Consider the following 20,931-nt stretch of genomic DNA (forward strand, 5'->3'; position numbering starts at 1 on the left):
TGTAGTAATAAGGAGATAGAAGATGACAAATCTAGCGGATGTAGAACAAATTAGTCATCATCAAAAAAATGCGGAAATTATTGCAAGACTTGAACGACTACCCGTCACCGGTCGATTGCAATTTATGCGTATAACCATTGGTATAGCGACCTTTTTTGACGCTTATACTGTTCTTGCAATTGCCTTTGCTTTACCCCAACTGATTACCGAATGGCACCTGACGCCCGCCTACGTCGGTGCGATCATTGCCGCGGGCTATGTCGGGCAACTAGTCGGTGCGATTTTTTTTGGTTCACTTGCCGAAAAAGTCGGTCGTTTAAAAGTGCTGTCTTTTACCATTTTACTGTTTGTGGCAATGGACATTTCCTGTCTGTTTGCGTGGAGCGGAATGTCGCTGTTAATTTTCCGTTTCTTACAAGGTGTTGGCACAGGTGGCGAAGTGCCTGTTGCGAGTGCCTACATTAACGAGTTTATTGGTGCAGAAAAGCGCGGTAAGTTTTTCTTGCTCTATGAAGTTTTATTCCCACTTGGTCTTATGTTTGCAGGCATGGCAGCATTTTTCCTGATGCCAATTTACGGCTGGAAAGTCATGTTTATTGTGGGGCTCGTTCCATCATTACTGGTCATTCCTTTACGGTTTTTCTTGCCTGAGTCACCACGCTGGCTTGCTTCAAAAGGCCGTTTTAAAGAAGCAGATCAAGTCGTCAAAAGCTTTGAAGACGGTGCTATTAAAAGCGGTAAAACTTTGTCTGAACCAGTGGTTAAAGAAATTAACCCGCAAGGCATGGCAAAAACCGACTGGCGCGAACTGTTCCGTGGCATTTACCGTAAACGTACTTTTACTCTGTGGGGCATGTGGTTTTGCGTGTATATGGTGAACAATGCCATGGTGACTTGGCTGCCATCTCTCTACAAACAACACTTTGGTCTGTCGCTGCAAACCAGTTTAGGTTATGGCTGGATTACTTCGGGTGTGGGTGTCATTGCCTCTATTATCTGTGCGTTAATGATTGATAAAGTCGGCCGCCGCCCTTGGTACAGTGCAGCGTTTTTCTTGGCAATTATTCCACTCATGAGCCTCTCGGTTTTAGGTGCAAAATCGGCGATGGAAGTTGTGATTTTAGCAACGCTGAGCTATGCCATTTTGCAAACTATTTCATTCTCTTTATACCTTTACGCTGCCGAACTTTACCCAACTCGCCTACGTGCGATGGGCATTGGTTTTAGTACCGCTTGGTTACGTGCCGGCTCTGCAATTGGGCCAGTTATAGTCGGCCTCGTGGTTGGTGGTTATGGCATTCAATATGTGTTTAGTGTGCTTGCTGTTGTGGCGCTCATTGGTGGCCTTGTGACCTTCTTGTTTGCCATTGAAACCAAAGGCCAAGTGCTCGAAAAACTCTCTCCTTAATTCATCCATTTCATAAAAAGCTTGCCTAACCCAGCGTTAGGCAAAGGGCTTATTCATGCTTAAAAAAGGAATTTAAAATGAATAAATATTTACTATGGGGCTGTATTGGTTTAAGCAGTGTGAGCAATGCTTGTGCAGAGCTTCCTCAAGAATTTGGCAAGTTAGAATTAAAACTCAACACCCGTTACTGGAACGATGAAGGCACTGCCCACCCTACGCTTGCCAACCCTTCGCCTTCGTCAAGTGAATATGAACAAAGTGCGTTAGGACTTGAGTTAAATTATCAGTCACCTTACATGTGGGACTGGCTTGGAGTAGATGGTTCACTCTATGCTGTCACCAAGTTATTTGACTCTGGCAAGCCGAGCGCTCAGCTTTTAGAGGTTGAAAATAACGGCAAGCTCGATCAAAATTTTGCAACTTTAGGACAGCTCTACCTCAAAGCAAAACTGGGCGACAAAGGCGAAATTAAATTAGGCCGTCAGTTGCAAGACTCGCTATTACTTAAAAGCACCAATAACCGCGCAGTGCCCGATACTTTTTCAGGGGCAAGTGGTCAGTTTCAATTGAATGATCAGCTACAGACTTACATCGCTTACTATGACCGCTGGAAACCGCGCAGCATGGACTCATTTGAAAAACTGGTGACTGAAAATGACGAGCGCATTGATTATGTCGGTTTACTTGGTGCCAAGTATCAATACAAAAACTGGAGCGTAAATGCCGAATATTTAAATAGCAAAGATTATTTAAAAAAGTATGGGGCGATTGCTCAATATAAATTGCCCTTACATGGCTTGGTGTGGACATTTAACACAGGTGCTTTTTTCTCGCGTGATGATGGCAAGCTGTTTAAATGCGGTGCCGAAACCGAGCTGGACTGTGTCAAAGGTCAAGACATTAATAACCGTGGTAATGGTTATTTTATAGATGTGAATGTAGCCAAGAATAATCTCGAAGGTGGCATTGCCGTTTCAAAGTTTGATGGTTTTTGGATTGAAGATAACTTTGCCGTGCACTCCGCCCGCAACTCGGTTTTAACGCAAGATCACGGCACCAATCCGTTTCCGACCTCTGCGACCATTGGCCCAGACTTTACCAACAACGATGAAACCGCCGTTGCCCTTCGCCTGAAATATAACTGGAAAGACTATGTGAAAGGTTTAAAAACCGAAGCGAAGTATATTTATGGCTTTGGCGCGCACCAAAGTAACATCAGCAGTGATATTGAGGGTAAAGAGCGTTACTTTGACTTTACGGTAAGTTATGTCTTGCCGTGGGTTAAAAACTTAGATGTGCGTTATTCATTTTTGCATTATGAGTCAAAGTTTGAAAATGCAAACCTAGGTGAGAAAATAAATGGTATGACCCGTAAAGATTGGGACCAGCACCGAGTATTTATTAATTACCGTTACACATTTTAAGCACAGGCTAAACGTTTAGTTTAGCTTTATTATTTTTATTAATTTATAGCTTTAGAGATATTAACTTTTGAGTCTAATTAAAATATAAATTTATATTTAAAATTTTTATAATATTTTATTTAAATTGAATTGACCTGTTAAAAACTTATGATTATTATGGTCCCGCTGGCCTACATTGCCAGTCGGTTTTAGCAGACCGTAGATCCATGGCGGGTTATAGTTCCACTATAAGTCGTTAGACCCTTGCGTCCCTTTTCTTTGCGGTAGGACGGGAGGGGGACGCGCTCGCGCGTGCTGGTTCCTTGGATCCCAGTCTGCTAACCCCCTTTCGTTCTACCACCATAATCAATTGACGGTGATTTTTGGTGGTAGGGCTCCATAAATTTTCAGGAGTTGACCATGACCTTTTTTAGATTAATCCCCTCTCCCTTATAAACTTTTTATTTGTTTAAAATTTGGGTTTTCTGTTATCTAAATTTTCAAATTTATAAATTATTTTTATTTTAAAATTTAAGTCATTTTATTTTATTGCTTTTATATGCGGGTTAACTATTGCCTTTAAAAATGATTTTAAAACTTAAAATATAGCGGTTTATTTTTTCTCATTGATATATCCCCAATCATTACGAGAATAATATGAAATTTTATAAAACTATTTTGGTTTTAGGCCTTGTGATCGGTGATTACAGCGTTTCGGGTTGTGACCTCCACACTCAGCAGGATTTTGAAAAAATTTGCCTGTCGGGTGGGCATACCCAAGCCAGTTGCGACTGTATTTACCAACGGCTTGAACAAGTGTATTCGCCTAAGCTCATGCAACGTCTAGAACATGTCAGTTTGCAAAGTCCTGCTCTCCCACAGGACTTTGCCCCTACTTTTTTTAGTGTGATGCGGCGGTGCGATAAAGAAGACATGGGCTAAGCATTTGGCTTAGCTCCCTTATCTCTGTGTCGCAATGGTGGATGACTTTAAATCAGCGCAAAAAATTAAAGTTCTGTTGTGGCATGGGGGCCTTGGGGGGAAATGATTTCATTACTTCCTTTTCTAAAGATTAGTTCCTACCATTTGTCTTGAAGTATCTATGTTAATCAAAAAATTTAGTCTATTCTTTTTACATAGAAAGAATGCTCAAAAAAATTAATCAGTTGATTTAAAAAAAATTGTTCATCTAAAATTTAGTATTTCTAAGCGAGCCATTCCTATGTCAATTGAAGATTTCTTTATAAAAGATTCTCCCTCTAAGAGATATCTTTTAATTAGCTTAGCCCTATTCATGTCAATAATGGCTTTAATTGCTTACTTTAAGGGAAAGTTGGGATTTGAATATATATTTTCCCTTACTGTAGGGTACGCCTTAATATTTTTTATTTTAAAAAATGCAGCATTCCCACTTTTTCCCCCACTTACGGAAAAAAGTAGTGATGCAAACGCTATGGCTAGAACAACAATTGCAATTGTTTACATCCTTGCTTTCATAATTCTAACTATTTCTTATTTTTTATAATTTAATTACTCTTCAATTTTCTTGCTTCGCTCTACAGTAATATATTCATTAGGAATCACTAACTGCTTTTCCATATCCTTTACCTTATAAGAAACTAAAGTACTTTTACCAATACCTTGAAATAACACTTTAACATCTTTAAAAATAAAGGTTTTATACTGACTCAGTTCTTTAGTAGTCGTTTTTGGCAATTCAATTAAATTTGCATAAGGTTCTTTAATATACAGGGTTGCCTTTTCTATTCGTACCCCAGTATTTTGCATAGTGTAATTTAGGAATGCTTTACCAACATCACCAATAAGGATAAGGGGAACAAGTGGAGTCAGGCTAATAAAAAAAGCTATTTCTAAGCTATCTCTAATATGCTTTTCTAATCTCTTTAATTTTTTTCTTGCGAATGTTTTAAGATGGTCACTTGCATCAGGATCATCAACAATATCTGCTAGATTTTCAAATTTTATATTAAATTCTTTAATCTTCTGCCTATTCATATAAAAAGGATAATATGCAAAGGCAATAAAAAACACGGTAATACCTATGTACAGATTAATTTTCCAATGTAATAAAAATATGCCGTGAATAACGTATAAAAGATAAAGAGAGCCAATTAACGTAATAATATTAATTTTTGGAAAAGGAAGTTTTTTCCCAATTCTAATATGTGGTGGTAAATACTTATCAACCCAACTTAAGACAAGATATGTCACTGGAGCTAAGGATGTGCCAAAGAAAAAAAGCATAAATCCTAATACAGTGTAAGCAATGGAGAACGCGGCAAAAATTAGTAAAAAAATAAGTGTATCACCAAAGCTAATTTCCGAAGGGATATAGCTAATTGTTAAAAGATAAGCAACTAAGCACAACACCCCTATTGCAACTATCGCTTTAGTCACTGTCAGCGCAACTTCATACCACTGCCCCAGATTATTTAAATATCTCGTTATCAAGTCGTTCATTTGATCTAACCAAATTTTATAAATTATTTAGAAAGAGATAATTACCTTTTTCATAAACCGCTCCCCAGCGGAGTAATCATCTTTTGAAATTTCCCCAAATTTCAAAGTATGTCTCGGCATACTGTATAGCTAATTGTCTCCTTTTGAATACCTGTATCCCTTCAGATCAATACAAAAGTAAAGTTCTGTTTGTTAAAAAGGACTCATGATTAAAAAAAATCAATTAAATTTTTCTTTTCTACTATCTAAACTTATGCACTATCTACTTGCTTTTGCTGCCACTCTGCATAAGTTAAATGGGTATTTATTTCTTTCCACTCTTTTCTCCCATTTGATGAACGACCTTGTATTACACCTGATGCTGCAGACGGGCTACTAAACAAATAATCTTGGTTAAAAGTAAAATCTTTAGAGTCAATAATTTCATTTTCAATTAAATAGTTACGCAATTTTGTATAATTAAATGTAGAAGAGGATACTCTTTTTACTTGGGAACCTTTTAGAACAAAAAACTCTCCATCTATTTCTTGTGCTTTAGCTTCTACTTCACGGCTAGATAAATAAAAGTTTGCTGTTTTATCAATCTCAGGTTCTACAAAACTATGCGTTTTTGATAAGTATTGTTGATAGCTAGGTCTTTTTAAATCTTTTAGGAAATCGTAGCCTAATACAGGCAAAACAATTTGTATTTGCTCTAAAAAAACTCCATATCAGCAATATCTGATTCAGGTAAGCGACTATAATTATGTGCTGTACCATTTTCGAGCTGACATTGTCCATTTTGCTTAGCAATATCCATCAGACGACTTTCAAGATATTTGATGTGAGATTTAGTTAAATTCTGGTCTTTACTTGTAATTAGACAAACCTTTTCCCAGAAATCTTTTCCTCCACTCTCTTCTGTTCGGTTATGTTGTTTTAAACGATTAGCAACATCATCTGACTCTCCAATATACACTCTTGGATATAATGGATTTTCCGGATCATGGCTAATGAGGAAATATACACCTGTTTTTGTACATTCATCACGCTGAATCAACTCGGCCAATTTACTACGAGGGGCAGAAAGCACATGTCCAGTCCAGTTAATAATTTCGGCTGTTAAAATCCCATTAGGTGTTCCATCCACCAAGAATAACTTAACACTTTTACCTTGTCCCACTGCTTTCACCCCTATAAATTTCCAGAGCTAAAACTGACTAAAACAAAGATATTCTTCTTAGTATTTCAATAAACAAAATACTGTTTTTTCATACCTTCATTTTGCTCAATAAGCTCTAAAGAAGATAAATATATTATGTTTCAGCTCTACCACGCTTTGTAGTCGGTTTAGCTGATTCACGTTCTGCTTTGATTCGCTTTAATAATGCTTCAGCACTATTTTCACCACTGATTAAATCGGTATTAGCCTCACGCCACCCAGCAGTAAGCTCACCACGAAATGCTTTAGCCAGGATAGATTGAGTAAGATTATTTACTCTGTTTAAGGCTGAATGAACATATGTATCAATCACATCAGCATTATTAAATAGTTTATCAATACACAGTACCACTTCTCTCTGCTCTTCAATTGAAGGTACCGGTAAAATAGCTTCTCTACATTGGGACAAAGAAATATTTACCTGCCCAACACTACCTTTAGTTTCTGGCATAACTTCGCGTACAAGAGCACCTTCGCATAATACATAATACAAATATTTATGGTCTAATAGCTCTTTTTTTACACGAAATAAGGTAATAGCTTGATTCAAATTCCATTCAGGAAATTGATTTGTCAGAATAGCAACCTTCCCAAGAGGTGGTCCTACAATATTCATCAGGACATCATTCGGAAATGCTACAGATCTAGCAGATGATCCCTTACTATGCGTTTCAGATGTTATAAATTGAGGTTTATAATCGAAATCAATCTTTTGATCTACGATGTTATACACCTTTAAGAAAGGAACTGTTCCATTTTGATCAAAGGGGTTTTCTCTAGGCGTTGATCCACTTTGAACCTTTTCACATACATTTTTTGCAGCTTCATATTTCCAAGTTTCAATTGTAATGCCTTTAGCAACACGCCACTCCTCCGTCAACTTCCCACTCACCGCAGCGGCAAGTACAGACTGACGGAATTGTTTAAGAATCTCAGGAATACGCTCTAAACGAGCTTTAATACTTTCTACTTGAGCCAGTAAGGTATCAAGCTTATCTGCAATGACTTGTTGTTCAGCTAATGGTGGGAGTGGAAATTTACAATCTCTAATCCTAAATAGTGCCAATTTAGGCTGACCACTTGAAGTAACCTTATCCTCAAATTGCTCTTTAGCAATTAAGCTATTCAAGACATACTTTAGATAATGCTTTTCCACTCCCATTAAACTACATATTTTTGCTGCATTTTCAGTTAAGTTGGCACCATCCAACTCATTTGGAATATCACCAACCAAGCCGATTGTGCCTGCAATACTGATATACAAGTCATCCTTAGAAATGAAATAGTTACTGATTTCTTTATATGTTTCTTCATCAATATAACGTATATCGCTCTGATCAATACTTCCATTGTTCATATCAGTCACACGTATATAAGCGTGAGCAGTCTTTTGATCTGTAAGAGCTTTCCCTTTTGGAAGTCTTTTACCACCTTTAACTTCGGCTACATCTTGAATAGTAGCGTTAAACCATCCCTCTGGAAGCTCAAACTGACTCATCAATTAGCTCCTAAAGCAGCTAACAACGAATCCAACTCAACCAATGCAGCCACAAGCTCCTCTTTTGCTTCACTCGCCAAAACTTTAGGCTCCGGCAAATTCGCAGCATCAATGCTGTCTTTATCTTTCAGCCAGCTAATATCTAATGAATCACCCTTGTTCTCAGCAATCCACTTGCGGCTAAAGCAACGCCAACGGCTATGGGCCAACTCTTTATCTACATTTTGATTTGCATCGTCATTTGCTAACTCTACTGATAAAGCATCAAAACTGTATTCACCTTCTTGTCGTGGGCTAGTACCTTTAGGATCATCACCATATACCACTTCAAATGGCTTTAAATGTTGCTCTGTAAATGGTGTACGTTTACCAAAACTTGGCATGTTTGTACGTAAATCATAGACCCAGACTTGTTTAGTACAATTTTCTTCTTGGTATTTGTCTTCAACACTACCTTTCGTAAAAAACAAGACATTCGTTTTCACACCTTGTGCATAAAAAATCCCTGTTGGTAAACGCAAAATCGTATGCAGATTGCACTTGTTCATTAAATCACGGCGAATTTCTGTACCAGCACCAGACTCAAATAAAACATTATCAGGCAATACAACTGCTGCACGTCCACCTGGTTTCAAACCACGATAAATATGTTGTAAGAATGCTAATTGTTTATTACTCGTTGGATAAGTTAAATCATCACGAGTAATACTTGCCTCACCACCTTTTGATGTACCGAATGGAGGGTTTGCTAAAATAACATCGACTTTCGGCAAATTTGCCCCGATTTGTCCTAAAGAGTTCCCTAGGTGAATCACACCTTCATCATCGCCTTCCATACCATGCAATAAACAGTTCATGAGTGCTAAGCGACGTGTACTAGGAACAAGCTCAACACCAACGAAAGCCTTATTCTTTTGAAATTTTTGTTGATCACTCGTTAAATCATAAAGATCATCAGTTTGTTCTTTAATATATTGATCAGCGGCAATTAAAAATCCAGCAGTACCCGCAGCAGGGTCTTGAATTGTTTCTCCAGCTTGTGGCTTTAAACAACGTACCATGCTGTTAATTAAGGGACGTGGTGTAAAGTATTGGCCTGCACCAGATTTTGTTTCAGACGCATTCTTTTCTAATAAACCTTCGTATAAATCACCTAGACCATCTTTCGTGGCACTAAACCAATCAATCTGATCTAGTGTCTTAATCATTTGTTCTAAATGGCGTGGCTCTCGCAAACGTGTCTGCGCATCTGCATAGATAGCAGAAATTAGAGGGTCTTCATGAATCTGCTTTCCATCATGGTCTTTACCAGTTGATAGGCTCAATAAAATGCGCTTGTAATCATTAAGTAGATTTAGTCCAGATTTACCTTTTAAATCTTCCCAACGGCATCCTTCAGGTAAAGGATGACTCTTTAAAGTGCCAGCTTCAGTATTCTCATGAACCATTTTAATAAATAATAATAAAACCAGTTCAGTCACATAATCTGAGTAATTAATGCCGTCATCGCGCAATACATCACACAGATTCCAAAGTTTTTGAACAATATCATTATTTGTCATGGTCAATCCAAATTAAAAAATTACGCACTTTGCGAAAGCCATATGGCTTCGCTCAATTGGTCTAAAACAGTATCGAGCTGATTGCCTAACACTTTATCCATCTGCTTAGCCCCGCCCTCATCACTAAAGCGATTATTAACAAACTCGCGGTCAATAATGACTTCATGTACAAGTTGTTTTGCTAAACGCTCTAGCCATTTACGTTGGGCTAATGTCCAAGAATGCATACTATAGATTCGCTGCATACCTTGCATCACACGTTGTTCAAATGGAATTAATGCCTCGCCTAAAGCCGCACGGCGTATGTGGCCAACAATACTCGCAGCAATATCTTGATTGGTTTGCTGGAGAACTGCGCTCCGCAAATTGGCCTCATTATATCCATTGCCGTCCAACAACAACTTAACTTCTTTCAACTGTTCTCGAGTTAAATCTTTAGGTCTATTTACTACTACCCCTAAAGCAACAGACTGGTTCAACTGTTCTTTAATAAAATGATTAAATTGATCTAGATAATCTTCAGGTTTTTGATTTGCACCATAAGTCTGTTCTCGATTGACCAACTCATCCTGATGCTCTGAAATAATAGGCTTTCTGTCAGAACCAAGAAGTTCATCAACTTTAGCTAACTGATTGACTAAGCCTGAATGCTGTATCATAAATTCAGCAGCCTTTTTAGGGCCTAGATCATGTAAATGCTTATGAAGTGTCTTAGGCTCAACACCCCACTGTTCCTGCAATTCATTTAACTTTTGTTTTAATAACGGCTTATTTTCTGCTTTTTTCTCAGCTTTACGCAAAACTCTCATTAGTTTTTGGCTTAGCTGACTAAGGACAACATGCGCATGTGTTTCCCCTAATTGCTCACCTGGGCAGTTTAAGGCTCTGTCTAACATTTCAGGATCTGTTAACTCTTCAACGAGTTGTTCTAGAGTTACATTTGGGTCTTTTACTAACGGCTTCATGGTATTTACATCTTGCAAAGCAGCATAAATATCCACAGGGTCATAGATACGAAAAACAGTTTTGCCAATCTCATCACAACGACGGGTCGCACGGCCAATCATTTGTTCATATAAAATACGAGACTTCACTCGGCGCATGAATACAAGATTACAAATCTTAGGAACATCAATCCCTGTAGTAAGTAAGTCAACAGTAACCGCAATACTCGGGTATCTCTCATTTTTGTATTGACGAATTAGTTGATCAACCTTGTCACTTTTACCTGTAATCTTGGCGACCGCGGCTTGATTATATCCACCATTGTAAATCTCTTTAAAAGCATCTCCCAACAGACGCACTACCATATCAGCATGAGCATCGGTCGCACAGAAGATCATAGTCTTCTCATCACCAAATGGATCAATTTCTTGAGCTAATTGTTCACAGATCACTCTATTAAAGTCTTTAGTAATTACTTGACGGTTAAAAGCATCAACTTCGAAATTAAGCTCATCATCTAGTTCAGCACTTTCGATTGACCCTGTCTGCGTATTGATCGCATTAACCTTTTCTCCTTTGGAAAATTTAATCCCATTTTGAGAAAGTAAAGTTTCATAGCGAATCGGTGGCTCATGATCTATAAGCCAATCATCTGCGACTGCTTCTCGGTAAGAATAGGTATAGACGGGTTTACCAAATATGTCACTCGTATGCTTTGCAGGAGTTGCTGTTAAACCCACTTTGACTGCGTCAAAATAGTCCAATACTCTTCGGTAACTAGATAGATACTGCCGCACATCACGAGTTGCTATTTCGCCTTCAGTCATTTCCTGATCTAGGGCATACCCTCGATGGGCTTCATCCACAATAATACAATCGAATTGGTCAACTGGAGGTGGGTTATCACTCTTAAATATGCGATTGACCATTGCCTGTACAGTTGCCACTTGCACACGTGTCTCTGCTTCAGCAGTCATATCTCCAAGCTCAGCTACATTATAAATTTTGGATAATGTATAGTTTTGCTCTAATGGAGCTTCGTTGAACGCATCAAGAGCTTGTTGACCTAAAGCAGTACGATCTACTAAAAATAAGATACGTTTAAATCTTTCTGTTTTTAAAAAGCGGTACATTAAACCAATAATTGTTCTTGTTTTACCAGTCCCTGTTGCCATTGCTAACAGCGCTGAACGAACACCTTGAGATAAAGCATTTTCAACTGCAATAATTGCTTTTTGTTGATAATCACGAACTTTTAGATATCCAAATGGTTCATCTTTTAATTTTTGCTGCGCCTCTTCTTTACTTCGTTTAAGGATATCTAATAAACCTTCTGGACTATGGAAGGATTGTAATGGACGACTAGTGTTACTCACACTGCGTACATCTCTAAACCAAGTTCCAGACTGTTCTGCCGATTGTTTGAAATACTCGCGACCATTACAAGAATATGCAAATGGAATACGATAGAAACTATCAACACCATCAGACCAAGGTTGTGATAGTCCCTCAAGCAGCCACGCACCTTGTAATGGAGCTTCTATGGTTATTCCACGACTGTACCGTTCCGCTTGAGTAATAGCGCCAGCCACATTCAGATTTTCTTTTTTTGCCTCAACTACAGCAATTGGTGTTAATCCTACAAAGAGCACATAATCAGCACGTTGACCTTTAAAATTTCCTTTCATCGGCCATTCAGCAATTGCCATATTCCGCCCTTTTTCAGGACGAGCACCTTTACGATAATCCAGTTCTTGTGTATCTGCTTCCCAACCCGCCTCTTGTAATTGCTGATCAATTAAAATACGAGTTAGCTTTTCGTCTAATACAATAGATTGACTCGCAGCGCGTGCATTACGACCAATTTGTTGACGTTTAACAGAAACTTCTTTTTCATTTTGATTTGAAAGTTGTTGCTGTAACTCCTTAACTTTCTCTTCATATTCTCGTTGTTGCTTTGCAAGCGCATCTTCATGTGCTTTAGCTTGAGCGGCAAATTTTTGAGCAGCTTCATCCATTGCTAAAGCTAATGCTTCATACTCTGATTTTTCCTTAGCAATTAAATCATTTAACTGCTGGCTAGAATCTAGCTGAACATTGGCTTTTTGCAGATCATTTCGTAATTCCGATATTTCAGCCTGTAAATCTCGCAATTGTTGACTAGGGTCAACAGGAGGCACAAAAGGCTCAGGCTTAAAGTCTGGCCCAGCTTTGCCAAAAGAACGATGGAACCAAATTGCTAAATTACGGGCTACAATTAAGCCGCTAATAGCTTCTTTATGTTTGGTTTTAAACTGATGAGTAGCCTTATTTCCTTCAATTCTTAAAGTATGAAATAAATCACGTACAACTTTATCTAGTTTTAATTCATTACTTAATTTATATATTAAATCAGCTTGTGTGGTTTGCTCATTAAACTCAATACCAAGTGTTACCGCCATATGTTGAGCGATAGCTTCACCTAATTGGCGCAGCTTAATTAAAGTGGTATTAGGATCACTATAAAAAACTCTTTCAGCAGCCTCACCCAATTCTACGAATAATGGGTCATATTCAGCTAAAAAACTAAAATTTGTCGATTCAAGTGCCACGCTAAGTCTCTCAGTCTTATTTTTTATTAAAAGTAATAACCAGATGAAAATTCAATTACGTATATTCAGGAATGGAACTAAGTAATTGTTATCTATGATAACCTAACAATTACTTATATATCTCTACAAATTATAAATAATTCTAAACAATCAACAAGTATCTCTACGACATTAAATGTCGCACTAGAGCTTTGATCAACTTTTATGAACATTGAGCTAGTTAAAAAAACTCCTATAAATACTCAACTATTTTTTCATTTCTATAAGTTGATTATTATGCAATTAAAATATATTAATCACTTCAAAAGTTTCGTCTATTTTGTAATTTTAGAATATTAAGATAATACCTTAGGTGCCAAATTTTAAAACCCGTATACACGGATTTTAAAATTTAAATGCCTTAATAATTTTCAGAACTACCAGTATCTAACGTTGTATCTTCAGTAGCTAATTCCTCCACAGCTACTTCTTCTTTTTGATGTCTACTAACTGATCGAGTTTCATTTTCTAAAGTTTCTCCCGCTGCCGCATCACCAGCAGCCACTGCTGATATTTGTTCTGTTGTAGATGCATCAATTGCTATCTCATCACTTGTTTCTACTGGAAACTTAGCCAAATAATCTTTATGGCAATATAGCTTTACCAAACTATCAAAATAGTAATTATCAGAACCATCAAAGATTACTTGTTTATCTGATTTAACTATAAATCTAGAGAAACCTGCATAAGCACCCCATGAGTTTTTGGCATTTACCTCACCACAATTTTTAATAACATTTCTAAATTTTGCAGAATCACCATCTTTAAGATAATAGCGAACAGCATCCTCAACTTTTTTAAGTTCAGCTTGTTCTTTTAATTTTCTTTCTTGTTCTTGTTTAATTTTAAGTGCCTGTTCTTGAGCTTGCTTTTCTTTAGCAATATCTTCTGCTGATTTACCACAACCAACTAATATCAAGGAAAATAAAAATATTCCTATTATTTTTTTCACAGTTTAACCCCTCTATATTAGAAGCTAGACTATAACGAGATTATAAAACTTTACGCAAGTAAGACTTTATAAAGAATAAATAAAATTCTACTTCTGCTGGGTTTGTTATCTATTAATTGCTTCTTCTTTCTGTCTCATTCAAGCTTAATAAAATGAAAATTTAAATACTTCTTTACCCATTAAATTCAAGTTGGTTATATAGCTGAAATGATATTTAATTTCAGCTATATTAAAGCTAAGCTTTTGAAAATATTATTTTTTATATTTAATACAATTTGGGGTTAGCTTGTTAATTTTGTTGTAGTGAAATTTCAGCATTATGGTGTCACTAGCAGCTTCTTCTAAAACTAGTTGATTATCGGTGATACTTATAATTCTTAATGCTTGCTCAAACTCCCCCTGTTCATTATACAACTCAATTTGATTTTGCTTATTAATTTTAAAGTTCGATTTTTCAATACTATCTACCGTATAAAGACCCGTTTCAAAATCACATTGCACAGGATGTAAAGTAGCTGTATTTCCTGAAAACTTAACTAAGTTGGCAATTCCATTATTAAGCGGATGCATTGCCCATATACCTTGTAAATCTTTGGGAGTGTAGCCAAAGCTATTAGCACTAAACATTGACATGCTGACTAAAAGAAATGAAGTAAGGGATTTTTTAATAAAGTTAATTTCATATTGATATGACATGGTTTAATCATTTTTGCCTAGGAATTTGAGGTATTACTCTAACTTAGTATCAGGGCAGATAATCATCTTTTGATATCACGATTTCAAAAGAAAAAAACCAAATTGATCCAAGTTGAACATCTTTAACTTGAATCAATTTGATAATTCCTTCAACTAAAGTGAAGGTCTCTTTCCTAAATCAAAAACAGCAATAACAAGTATTAGACAATCTAAATTATTTAGAATTCAGACATTATCCTCAACCTCATAAGTGGAATTAACAAGTGACTTTGGCTCGTTAATTAGGAAATCTAGTCCAAGCAATGCAACCTTTTCATCTATTGAGAGCTTGTTTTGATCTTCATCTAATTTTAACAAGATGAAATCTAAAATTTCTAAACCACGATTTTTAACATGATCAGGACTCCAAATTGATTCATTTGCAACTATTTGAGCACTTAAAGAGTCGTATTTATATCCACGATTACGATATTGGCTACCTTTCTCTGATTGATCTGCTTTGAACCTGAAAGGATCATTTTGCATACTTGAATTATCTGAGTGAGTAATCGCTAAAAGATTACCCAAACTATTACATAATCTCTTTCTTTCGCCTTCAGTGAAAATACTAAACTCATGCCAATTAAGTTGTAACTCATCATATGCACTTTTGCGTTCTGATGAATTGTCACCATTACAAAAGTTTTCTAAACTCTGAGAAGCACTTTGTGGATAAATATGCTCTATCGAATCTCTATTTTTAAAATCTTGCCAAATTAACTGTGAATTTACAGCAGATACTTTATTTTTTGCCCTTAAAAATTGATCATACTCGAAAAATATATATTTCAAACCGCTCCACTTATAAAAACCTTTCTTCTCTTCAATCAGATATTCAATTAAGTTTTTAAATTTAGTAAAGCTATAATATTCTTTTGTGTAGGTTTCAACTGAATCACAAATTGCTTGAGAATCAATTTCTCCTCTATAAACTGATGCAGACAATCGGTAAAGCTTACTATCACCTGTATTTGACTGCCGATCAGCAGCATGAAAAACTTTAAAAGCAAATTTTTCTAATCGTGTGCAAATATCAAATAAATTAAATTTATCTTTATTGTGTAAGACTGCTAATACTAAAGGTTTAAACGCAGCCCTAAATCCGACACGATGTAGTCCTAAAATTTTAATACGTACATTATCATCAGCATCTTCAAAATATTTAGGATAATGTATTTGATTCCAATAAATTGAGCTTTTTTGCAGAGATTTAACATATTTTAGAATATCTAAAGCTGTTAATTCATTTCCATATACACGTTCAATCGTAAAATAATGATTAAACAAGTGTTGGGCATAAACATTAGACTCTGACCGATCATATTGCCCAAAATACATGATCCAGTGTGCTTTAATAAAATCGTCATCATCTAAAGGGGCACTCTTTTCAGCTCCTAATGATTGATAAATAGTAATCCATGCAGTATTTACTGATTTTATAAGTTCATTTTTGTCATCAAGACTTAAGCTCATTTTATCAATAAGATACATGAGCCTATTCTTTAATTTCTCAAGTTGAGATAAAGGTTTCCCCCTATTATTCATAGTTTCAAAAACTACATATTCATCCAATTCATTAGGTAAAATATATTCATTAAGCCTTAATCCTGTTGTTACCTTATCAAATAGAAATTGCAATGCTTCTACCTTATTGCTAGCATCCTCTAGATAAAATCCAACAGCTTTTTCAAAAAACTTACGTGCTTTAATCAGGTTTTCAGTATAAATACTCTCCTTACTATCCCCCTCAATCTCATCAAGCCCAAGTATATGTTTTCTAAAATATTTATCACTTGGATTATCTTGATCATAACCAAAGATATACGCTTTTCTAGTGCCTTTAGAAATGTAAAGATAATGAAATTCAGTATCTCCCTCACGGTCTCCAAATTCATAATCAAATTGTTTTGAGTATTTAACCAACACAGTAATTAGAATCAAAATCGAAGTAATTCGCTGTTGACCATCAACTATTGAATATTGTGCTTTTCTAGGTAAAAACTCTTTATAATCAGGACTTGTATGTTCAGCTAAAGTTAGTAATCCAGTATAATGCCATTTATCATTAGGGATATTTTGAATATCATTCCAAAGATCCATCAATTGACCTTTAATTCTTACTAGATCTTTACGTTCCTTAATTTCAGCATCATTAGTCCAAGAGTAGCCTCTTTGATATGAAGGTATTCTTAAAATTCTATCTGTAAAAATAGCATGTATTGATTTTAGATCCATGAGTTTATGCTTAATAAAAATATTTAAAATATCTTAACAAGTTACATGTCATTTTAAAAAAAATATTTATTATAATTTAGAGCTTTTTACTCAAATAAATAATCTTATATTTATCTATACTCTTTACTAAACAACTTATTCAACAAATAATTTAACTTTCAAAAATATTTATAAAATCGCTTTATTAGTATTTATTCAAAGACATAATCTAAAATACTTTTAATTTAAACAAATATCCCCATTTCAAAACAATAAAAAACCCCGAAACTTACGTTTCAGGGCTTTTCACGAATCTTGGTGGAGATGGCGGGAGTTGAACAAAAATCCTAAATAATTGATTTTATAATTGCTTTTTCGGCATATAACATGCTGGTATAACTCATGTATAACATTTAATTTTGATTAAGTATGATTAACAACAGTTTCTTTTTTGTTCAAGTCCGACTATAGGAGTTGAACTCATTTTGAAAAATTCTAGGCTCTTCCCACTTTTATTTTAGCTTACTATAAAGGTCAATATAAAAATTATGATAGAAACGCGTTCTCTTTCTCTTAATTTTAGGGCTTACAACTGAGCTGTATGTAACCGAAGTTTCCTCTATTTCTTCCTCAATTAATCCTACAACTTCTAAATCTTTGAAGTCACTAACTAAAAGATTTTCAAATTCCCAATATTTGTTGTAATCAGTGGCATCTTTTGGCAATCCTTCACAAGGTATGGATTGTCCGCGGAGCCTTTCAGGATACTGCAAGTCATTATTAATTACTTCAAAAATATGTGCATCAATTTTTTTTATTAAATTTATATACTTATTAAATTGGCTTTTATCATACTTACCCTGTAAATAGTTTTGAAAGTTAATGGCTAACAAATTTGCTTGCTTTTCTATGTATGTACTTTCTAAAATTTTAAATAATTCAATTCCTAGTCGATTGTTATCTGGATTTTTGCTAAAAAAATCTTTCACTTCCCCTTCATCTAAATCGATTGTCTCAATAAATGTTTTAATTTGCATTAGATACAGTGCATCATTACATTGACTTACATGATCTTTAATTTCATAAAAGGAATTCTTTACAGCTGAACCTAGCCCTAAAGTTACGGAGTCCACCACTGCCAATCCACAATTTTTAGCTATAACTTCCAATAAATTCATTTTAACATTTCTTCCCAAAAGGCAAATTATATTAATATCTTATTCAAAAAATATTCAGTGTAATTTTCTATTGAAAACTCGATACATAATTATATAAAACCTTTTCTCTAAAATTGTCATTCTAAAACTAAATAATAAGGAAATAATCATGTGCGCTAATTATGAACCAATTTCAAAAGACCGGGTGCACCTGCTAGATCTATTCGAGCCAACATTCGACTATAAAGAAGATGTTTATCCTGGCTACGACTGCCCTCTTATTTTTTCTAAAGATGGCCAGATAGAATGGCGCCAAGTTAAGTTTGGCATGATTCCACCTTGGAACCATGACTTAAAGTTCTCAAAATATACTTACAACGCTAGAACAGAGACGGTTGATAAAAAGCCTAGTTTTCGACATGCATGGGCTAAAAGCCAGTTTGCTTTAATACCTGTAGAAAAGATCTATGAACCAAGATATGTGAATGGCAAAGCGGAAAGATGGGGAATTTATCGAGAGGATGGCATGCCATTCACTGTGGCTGCCATTTATGAATCTACAATAATTGACGGCCAGCAAATTAGATCTATGTCGATGCTAACCATCAATGCAGACAATCATCCTTTTATGAACCAATTCCACAAACCTGAAGATGAGAAACGATCAATTATTGTTATCCCTGAAGAATATCGAGAAGACTGGTTGAACTGTAAAAAAGAAGATGCTGATCAATTTTTCTTTGAAATGCCGATCGGCGAATTTACTGCTGACTACTTCCCAAAACCAAAAAAAAGTGCAAATTAGCACCGTTGATTTTCCGACCAAATGCATCGTATAACGCGACAAGTTACGACTAGTTATTATTTATCCACAACTTTTTAAATTTGAATTTAAAGCAAGCTCTAGCATATCATCTTGATTATGTAACAAAATCAAGGAGTAACTATGAGCACTATCGAACCTTTTATTATTGAAATAAAGCCACATCTCAATCTTGGCAATGCTTTGACTGATGTCGCCTCAATAAAATTAGTTACTCCATCAACGCATTTATCAATACCATTAGCTATTGAAAAGGTATCAGCTGGCTTTCCCTCTCCTGCTCAAGATTATATTGATCGTTCACTCGATATGAATGAACACTTAATTAAAAATGAGACCGCAACATTTATTGTTAGAGTGGCTTCTTTATCAATGTTGAACGCAGGTATTGATATTGACGACGAGTTGATTGTCGATCGCAGTCTTGATGCTAAGCACGGCGATATCGTTATTGCACTAATTGACAATGAATTCACAGTTAAACGTTTAATGATCGATGAAAAAGGTCAATGGCTTAAAGCTGAAAATCCTGAATATAAAAATATTTATTTAGCGGACGGCCAAGAACTGATTATCTGGGGCGTTGTCACTCATATCATTAAAATGACACGGCATTAAGTCATGAAACATGAGAACAAAGTATTTTTTCTCATCGATGTAAATAACATGTACGTTTCATGTGAGCGAGTCTTTGATCCGTCTTTGAATGATAGACCGGTTATTGTTTTGTCAAATAACGATGGGTGCGCCGTGGCGCGTAGTAACGAGGCAAAATCCTTAAATATAAAAATGGGTGTGCCGCTTTTTCAAATTAAAGACATTGTTCAGCAACATAACGTAATCGTTCTTTCAAGCAACTATGCAATGTATGCAGAAATGTCACGGCGCTTTCATTCCATCCTTGCGTCTTACGTAACTGCAGAAGAAGTTGAACCGTACTCGATTGATGAGTGCTTTATTGATTTCACAGCCTATGAAAAGAATTTTGACTTAGAAAAAGTTGGCCAGCAAATGCGCCAACAAATATGGAAGTGGTTAGGCTTACCTGTCTGTGTCGGAATCGGCAGAAGTAAAACAGAAGCAAAGATTGCAAATCATATTGCAAAGAAAAATCCCGGCTTTAACAGCGTTTGCGATTTAGTGAATATGGATCCGTGCAACAAAGAATACTACTTTGCTCAAATTGATGTTTCAGAAGTTTGGGGCGTTGGCCGTAAGCATTCAAAAAAGTTGCAAAGCATGGGAATAAATACGGTGCTTGATCTGGCTTGTGCTGAACCTCGAGAGATGCAAAAGAAATTTTCTATCGTCATGGCCAGAACCATTTACGAACTGCAAGGTATCTCATGCATTGAGATCGAGCACACCCCACCCTCAAAAAAACAAATAGTTGCAAGCCGGTCTTTTGGCGGTCGTGTAACTGAACTAACAGATCTAAAAGAAGCTATATCGATGTATGCTCAAGATGCTTGTAAGAGATTGCGCGATGAAGGGTTACTATGCGGATGTATGATTGCTTTTGTACAGTCAAATCCTTTTGATCCCAATGTGCCGTTTTATAATAAGTCAGTTAGCTATACATTTCATGAACTGACTGATTGCGCTTTAGATCTAGTTAAAGCCGCTACAGTTATGGTGAGTCATATTTTTAAGGAAGGGATTAAATATAAGAAGTGTGGTGTTGTACTGACATGTTTAGAGCCCAAATCTGGCCATACTTACGAACTTCTTACTGACTTTGAAATGATAGAAAAGAAAGAAAAATTAATGAAGACGCTTGATAACGTGCATACAAAATTTGGAAAGAAAAAGATTGGCGTTGGTCCTTGTTATATACCTGGCCGAACGTGGTCGATGTCGAGAGATAAACTCACTAAAAACCCATTTATGTGGGATGAACTTCCATTGATAACAAAATGAGA

The 20,931-nt window shown here is 35.9% G+C and carries 15 protein-coding genes and 1 pseudogene; 7 read left to right on the forward strand and 9 right to left on the reverse strand.

Translation table 11 applies throughout. The features are described 5' to 3' along the window. The first annotated feature begins 22 nt into the window (after positions 1-22). From H7R46_RS13610 to H7R46_RS13625, 4 genes are all read left to right on the forward strand, one after another. Positions 23-1,408: an MFS transporter gene (locus H7R46_RS13610; protein ID WP_005070787.1), complete on the forward strand. Its 1,386-nt coding sequence runs from the start codon at positions 23-25 to the stop codon at positions 1,406-1,408. A 77-nt stretch (positions 1,409-1,485) separates the two neighbouring features. After that, the gene (locus tag H7R46_RS13615; RefSeq protein ID WP_005070788.1) at positions 1,486-2,832 is read left to right on the forward strand and encodes an OprD family outer membrane porin; all 1,347 of its coding nucleotides are present in this window, start codon (positions 1,486-1,488) and stop codon (positions 2,830-2,832) included. Between the two features lie 636 nt (positions 2,833-3,468). Beyond that, entirely contained in the window at positions 3,469-3,753 is a 285-nt protein-coding gene (locus tag H7R46_RS13620) for a hypothetical protein (protein WP_005070789.1), read from the forward strand. A 280-nt stretch (positions 3,754-4,033) separates the two neighbouring features. Next, complete coding sequence (locus H7R46_RS13625; RefSeq protein WP_005070790.1) at positions 4,034-4,336, forward strand: hypothetical protein; 303 nt, start codon at positions 4,034-4,036, stop codon at positions 4,334-4,336. Between the two features lie 5 nt (positions 4,337-4,341). Here H7R46_RS13625 and H7R46_RS13630 read toward each other — a convergent pair whose 3' ends face one another. From H7R46_RS13630 to H7R46_RS13670, 9 genes and pseudogenes are all read right to left on the reverse strand, one after another. Next, a complete protein-coding gene (locus tag H7R46_RS13630) occupies positions 4,342-5,292 on the reverse strand; it encodes a hypothetical protein (protein WP_005070799.1) in 951 nt (316 codons plus the stop codon). A gap of 251 nt (positions 5,293-5,543) precedes the next feature. Beyond that, positions 5,544-6,454 (reverse strand): annotated as a pseudogene (locus H7R46_RS13635) (GIY-YIG nuclease family protein). Between the two features lie 133 nt (positions 6,455-6,587). Next, positions 6,588-7,991 carry a restriction endonuclease subunit S gene (locus tag H7R46_RS13640; protein WP_005070817.1) on the reverse strand — a complete coding sequence of 468 codons (1,404 nt, stop codon included), beginning with the start codon at positions 7,989-7,991 and terminating at the stop codon, positions 6,588-6,590. Beyond that, the gene (locus H7R46_RS13645) at positions 7,991-9,553 is read right to left on the reverse strand and encodes an N-6 DNA methylase (RefSeq protein WP_005070819.1); all 1,563 of its coding nucleotides are present in this window, start codon (positions 9,551-9,553) and stop codon (positions 7,991-7,993) included. Before H7R46_RS13645 ends, H7R46_RS13640 begins: the two co-directional genes overlap by 1 nt. Positions 9,554-9,573: 20 nt before the next feature. Next, positions 9,574-13,089, reverse strand: a complete 3,516-nt coding sequence (gene hsdR, locus H7R46_RS13650; protein ID WP_005070821.1) for a type I restriction-modification system endonuclease — start codon at positions 13,087-13,089, stop codon at positions 9,574-9,576. A gap of 400 nt (positions 13,090-13,489) precedes the next feature. Next, positions 13,490-14,080, reverse strand: a complete 591-nt coding sequence (locus H7R46_RS13655) for a hypothetical protein (protein ID WP_005070823.1) — start codon at positions 14,078-14,080, stop codon at positions 13,490-13,492. A gap of 252 nt (positions 14,081-14,332) precedes the next feature. Beyond that, a complete protein-coding gene (locus tag H7R46_RS13660) occupies positions 14,333-14,776 on the reverse strand; it encodes a hypothetical protein (protein ID WP_005070825.1) in 444 nt (147 codons plus the stop codon). Positions 14,777-15,001: 225 nt separating this feature from the next. After that, the gene (locus tag H7R46_RS13665; protein WP_005070827.1) at positions 15,002-17,050 is read right to left on the reverse strand and encodes a DUF262 domain-containing protein; all 2,049 of its coding nucleotides are present in this window, start codon (positions 17,048-17,050) and stop codon (positions 15,002-15,004) included. A 491-nt stretch (positions 17,051-17,541) separates the two neighbouring features. Then, the gene (locus H7R46_RS13670; RefSeq protein WP_001050367.1) at positions 17,542-18,207 is read right to left on the reverse strand and encodes a hypothetical protein; all 666 of its coding nucleotides are present in this window, start codon (positions 18,205-18,207) and stop codon (positions 17,542-17,544) included. Positions 18,208-18,355: 148 nt separating this feature from the next. On the opposite strand from H7R46_RS13670, the gene H7R46_RS13675 reads away from it, so the two are divergent. From H7R46_RS13675 to H7R46_RS13685, 3 genes are all read left to right on the forward strand, one after another. Further along, complete coding sequence (locus H7R46_RS13675) at positions 18,356-18,991, forward strand: SOS response-associated peptidase (RefSeq protein WP_000332605.1); 636 nt, start codon at positions 18,356-18,358, stop codon at positions 18,989-18,991. 141 nt (positions 18,992-19,132) lie between these two features. After that, on the forward strand, positions 19,133-19,627 hold the full coding sequence (locus tag H7R46_RS13680) for a LexA family protein (protein WP_068560402.1): 495 nt from the start codon (positions 19,133-19,135) through the stop codon (positions 19,625-19,627). A 3-nt stretch (positions 19,628-19,630) separates the two neighbouring features. Then, positions 19,631-20,929 (forward strand): Y-family DNA polymerase, encoded by a 1,299-nt coding sequence (locus H7R46_RS13685; RefSeq protein ID WP_057695197.1) that lies wholly within the window; start codon positions 19,631-19,633, stop codon positions 20,927-20,929. Positions 20,930-20,931: the final 2 nt, after the last annotated feature.

This window comes from Acinetobacter sp. BEC1-S18-ESBL-01 (assembly GCF_014169935.1).
GTDB classification, from domain to species: Bacteria; Pseudomonadota; Gammaproteobacteria; order Pseudomonadales; family Moraxellaceae; genus Acinetobacter; species Acinetobacter pittii.

Bases quoted from the DNA above. Each gene is read 5' to 3' on its own strand.
- H7R46_RS13610 (WP_005070787.1), top strand. From the start codon at position 23: ATGACAAATCTAGCGGATGTAGAACAAATTAGTCATCATCAAAAAAAT.
- H7R46_RS13615 (WP_005070788.1), top strand. From the start codon at position 1,486: ATGAATAAATATTTACTATGGGGCTGTATTGGTTTAAGCAGTGTGAGC.
- H7R46_RS13620 (WP_005070789.1), top strand. From the start codon at position 3,469: ATGAAATTTTATAAAACTATTTTGGTTTTAGGCCTTGTGATCGGTGAT.
- H7R46_RS13625 (WP_005070790.1), top strand. From the start codon at position 4,034: ATGTCAATTGAAGATTTCTTTATAAAAGATTCTCCCTCTAAGAGATAT.
- H7R46_RS13630 (WP_005070799.1), bottom strand. From the start codon at position 5,292: ATGAACGACTTGATAACGAGATATTTAAATAATCTGGGGCAGTGGTAT.
- H7R46_RS13640 (WP_005070817.1), bottom strand. From the start codon at position 7,991: ATGAGTCAGTTTGAGCTTCCAGAGGGATGGTTTAACGCTACTATTCAA.
- H7R46_RS13645 (WP_005070819.1), bottom strand. From the start codon at position 9,553: ATGACAAATAATGATATTGTTCAAAAACTTTGGAATCTGTGTGATGTA.
- H7R46_RS13660 (WP_005070825.1), bottom strand. From the start codon at position 14,776: ATGTCATATCAATATGAAATTAACTTTATTAAAAAATCCCTTACTTCA.
- H7R46_RS13665 (WP_005070827.1), bottom strand. From the start codon at position 17,050: ATGGATCTAAAATCAATACATGCTATTTTTACAGATAGAATTTTAAGA.
- H7R46_RS13670 (WP_001050367.1), bottom strand. From the start codon at position 18,207: ATGAATTTATTGGAAGTTATAGCTAAAAATTGTGGATTGGCAGTGGTG.
- H7R46_RS13675 (WP_000332605.1), top strand. From the start codon at position 18,356: ATGTGCGCTAATTATGAACCAATTTCAAAAGACCGGGTGCACCTGCTA.
- H7R46_RS13680 (WP_068560402.1), top strand. From the start codon at position 19,133: ATGAGCACTATCGAACCTTTTATTATTGAAATAAAGCCACATCTCAAT.
- H7R46_RS13685 (WP_057695197.1), top strand. From the start codon at position 19,631: ATGAAACATGAGAACAAAGTATTTTTTCTCATCGATGTAAATAACATG.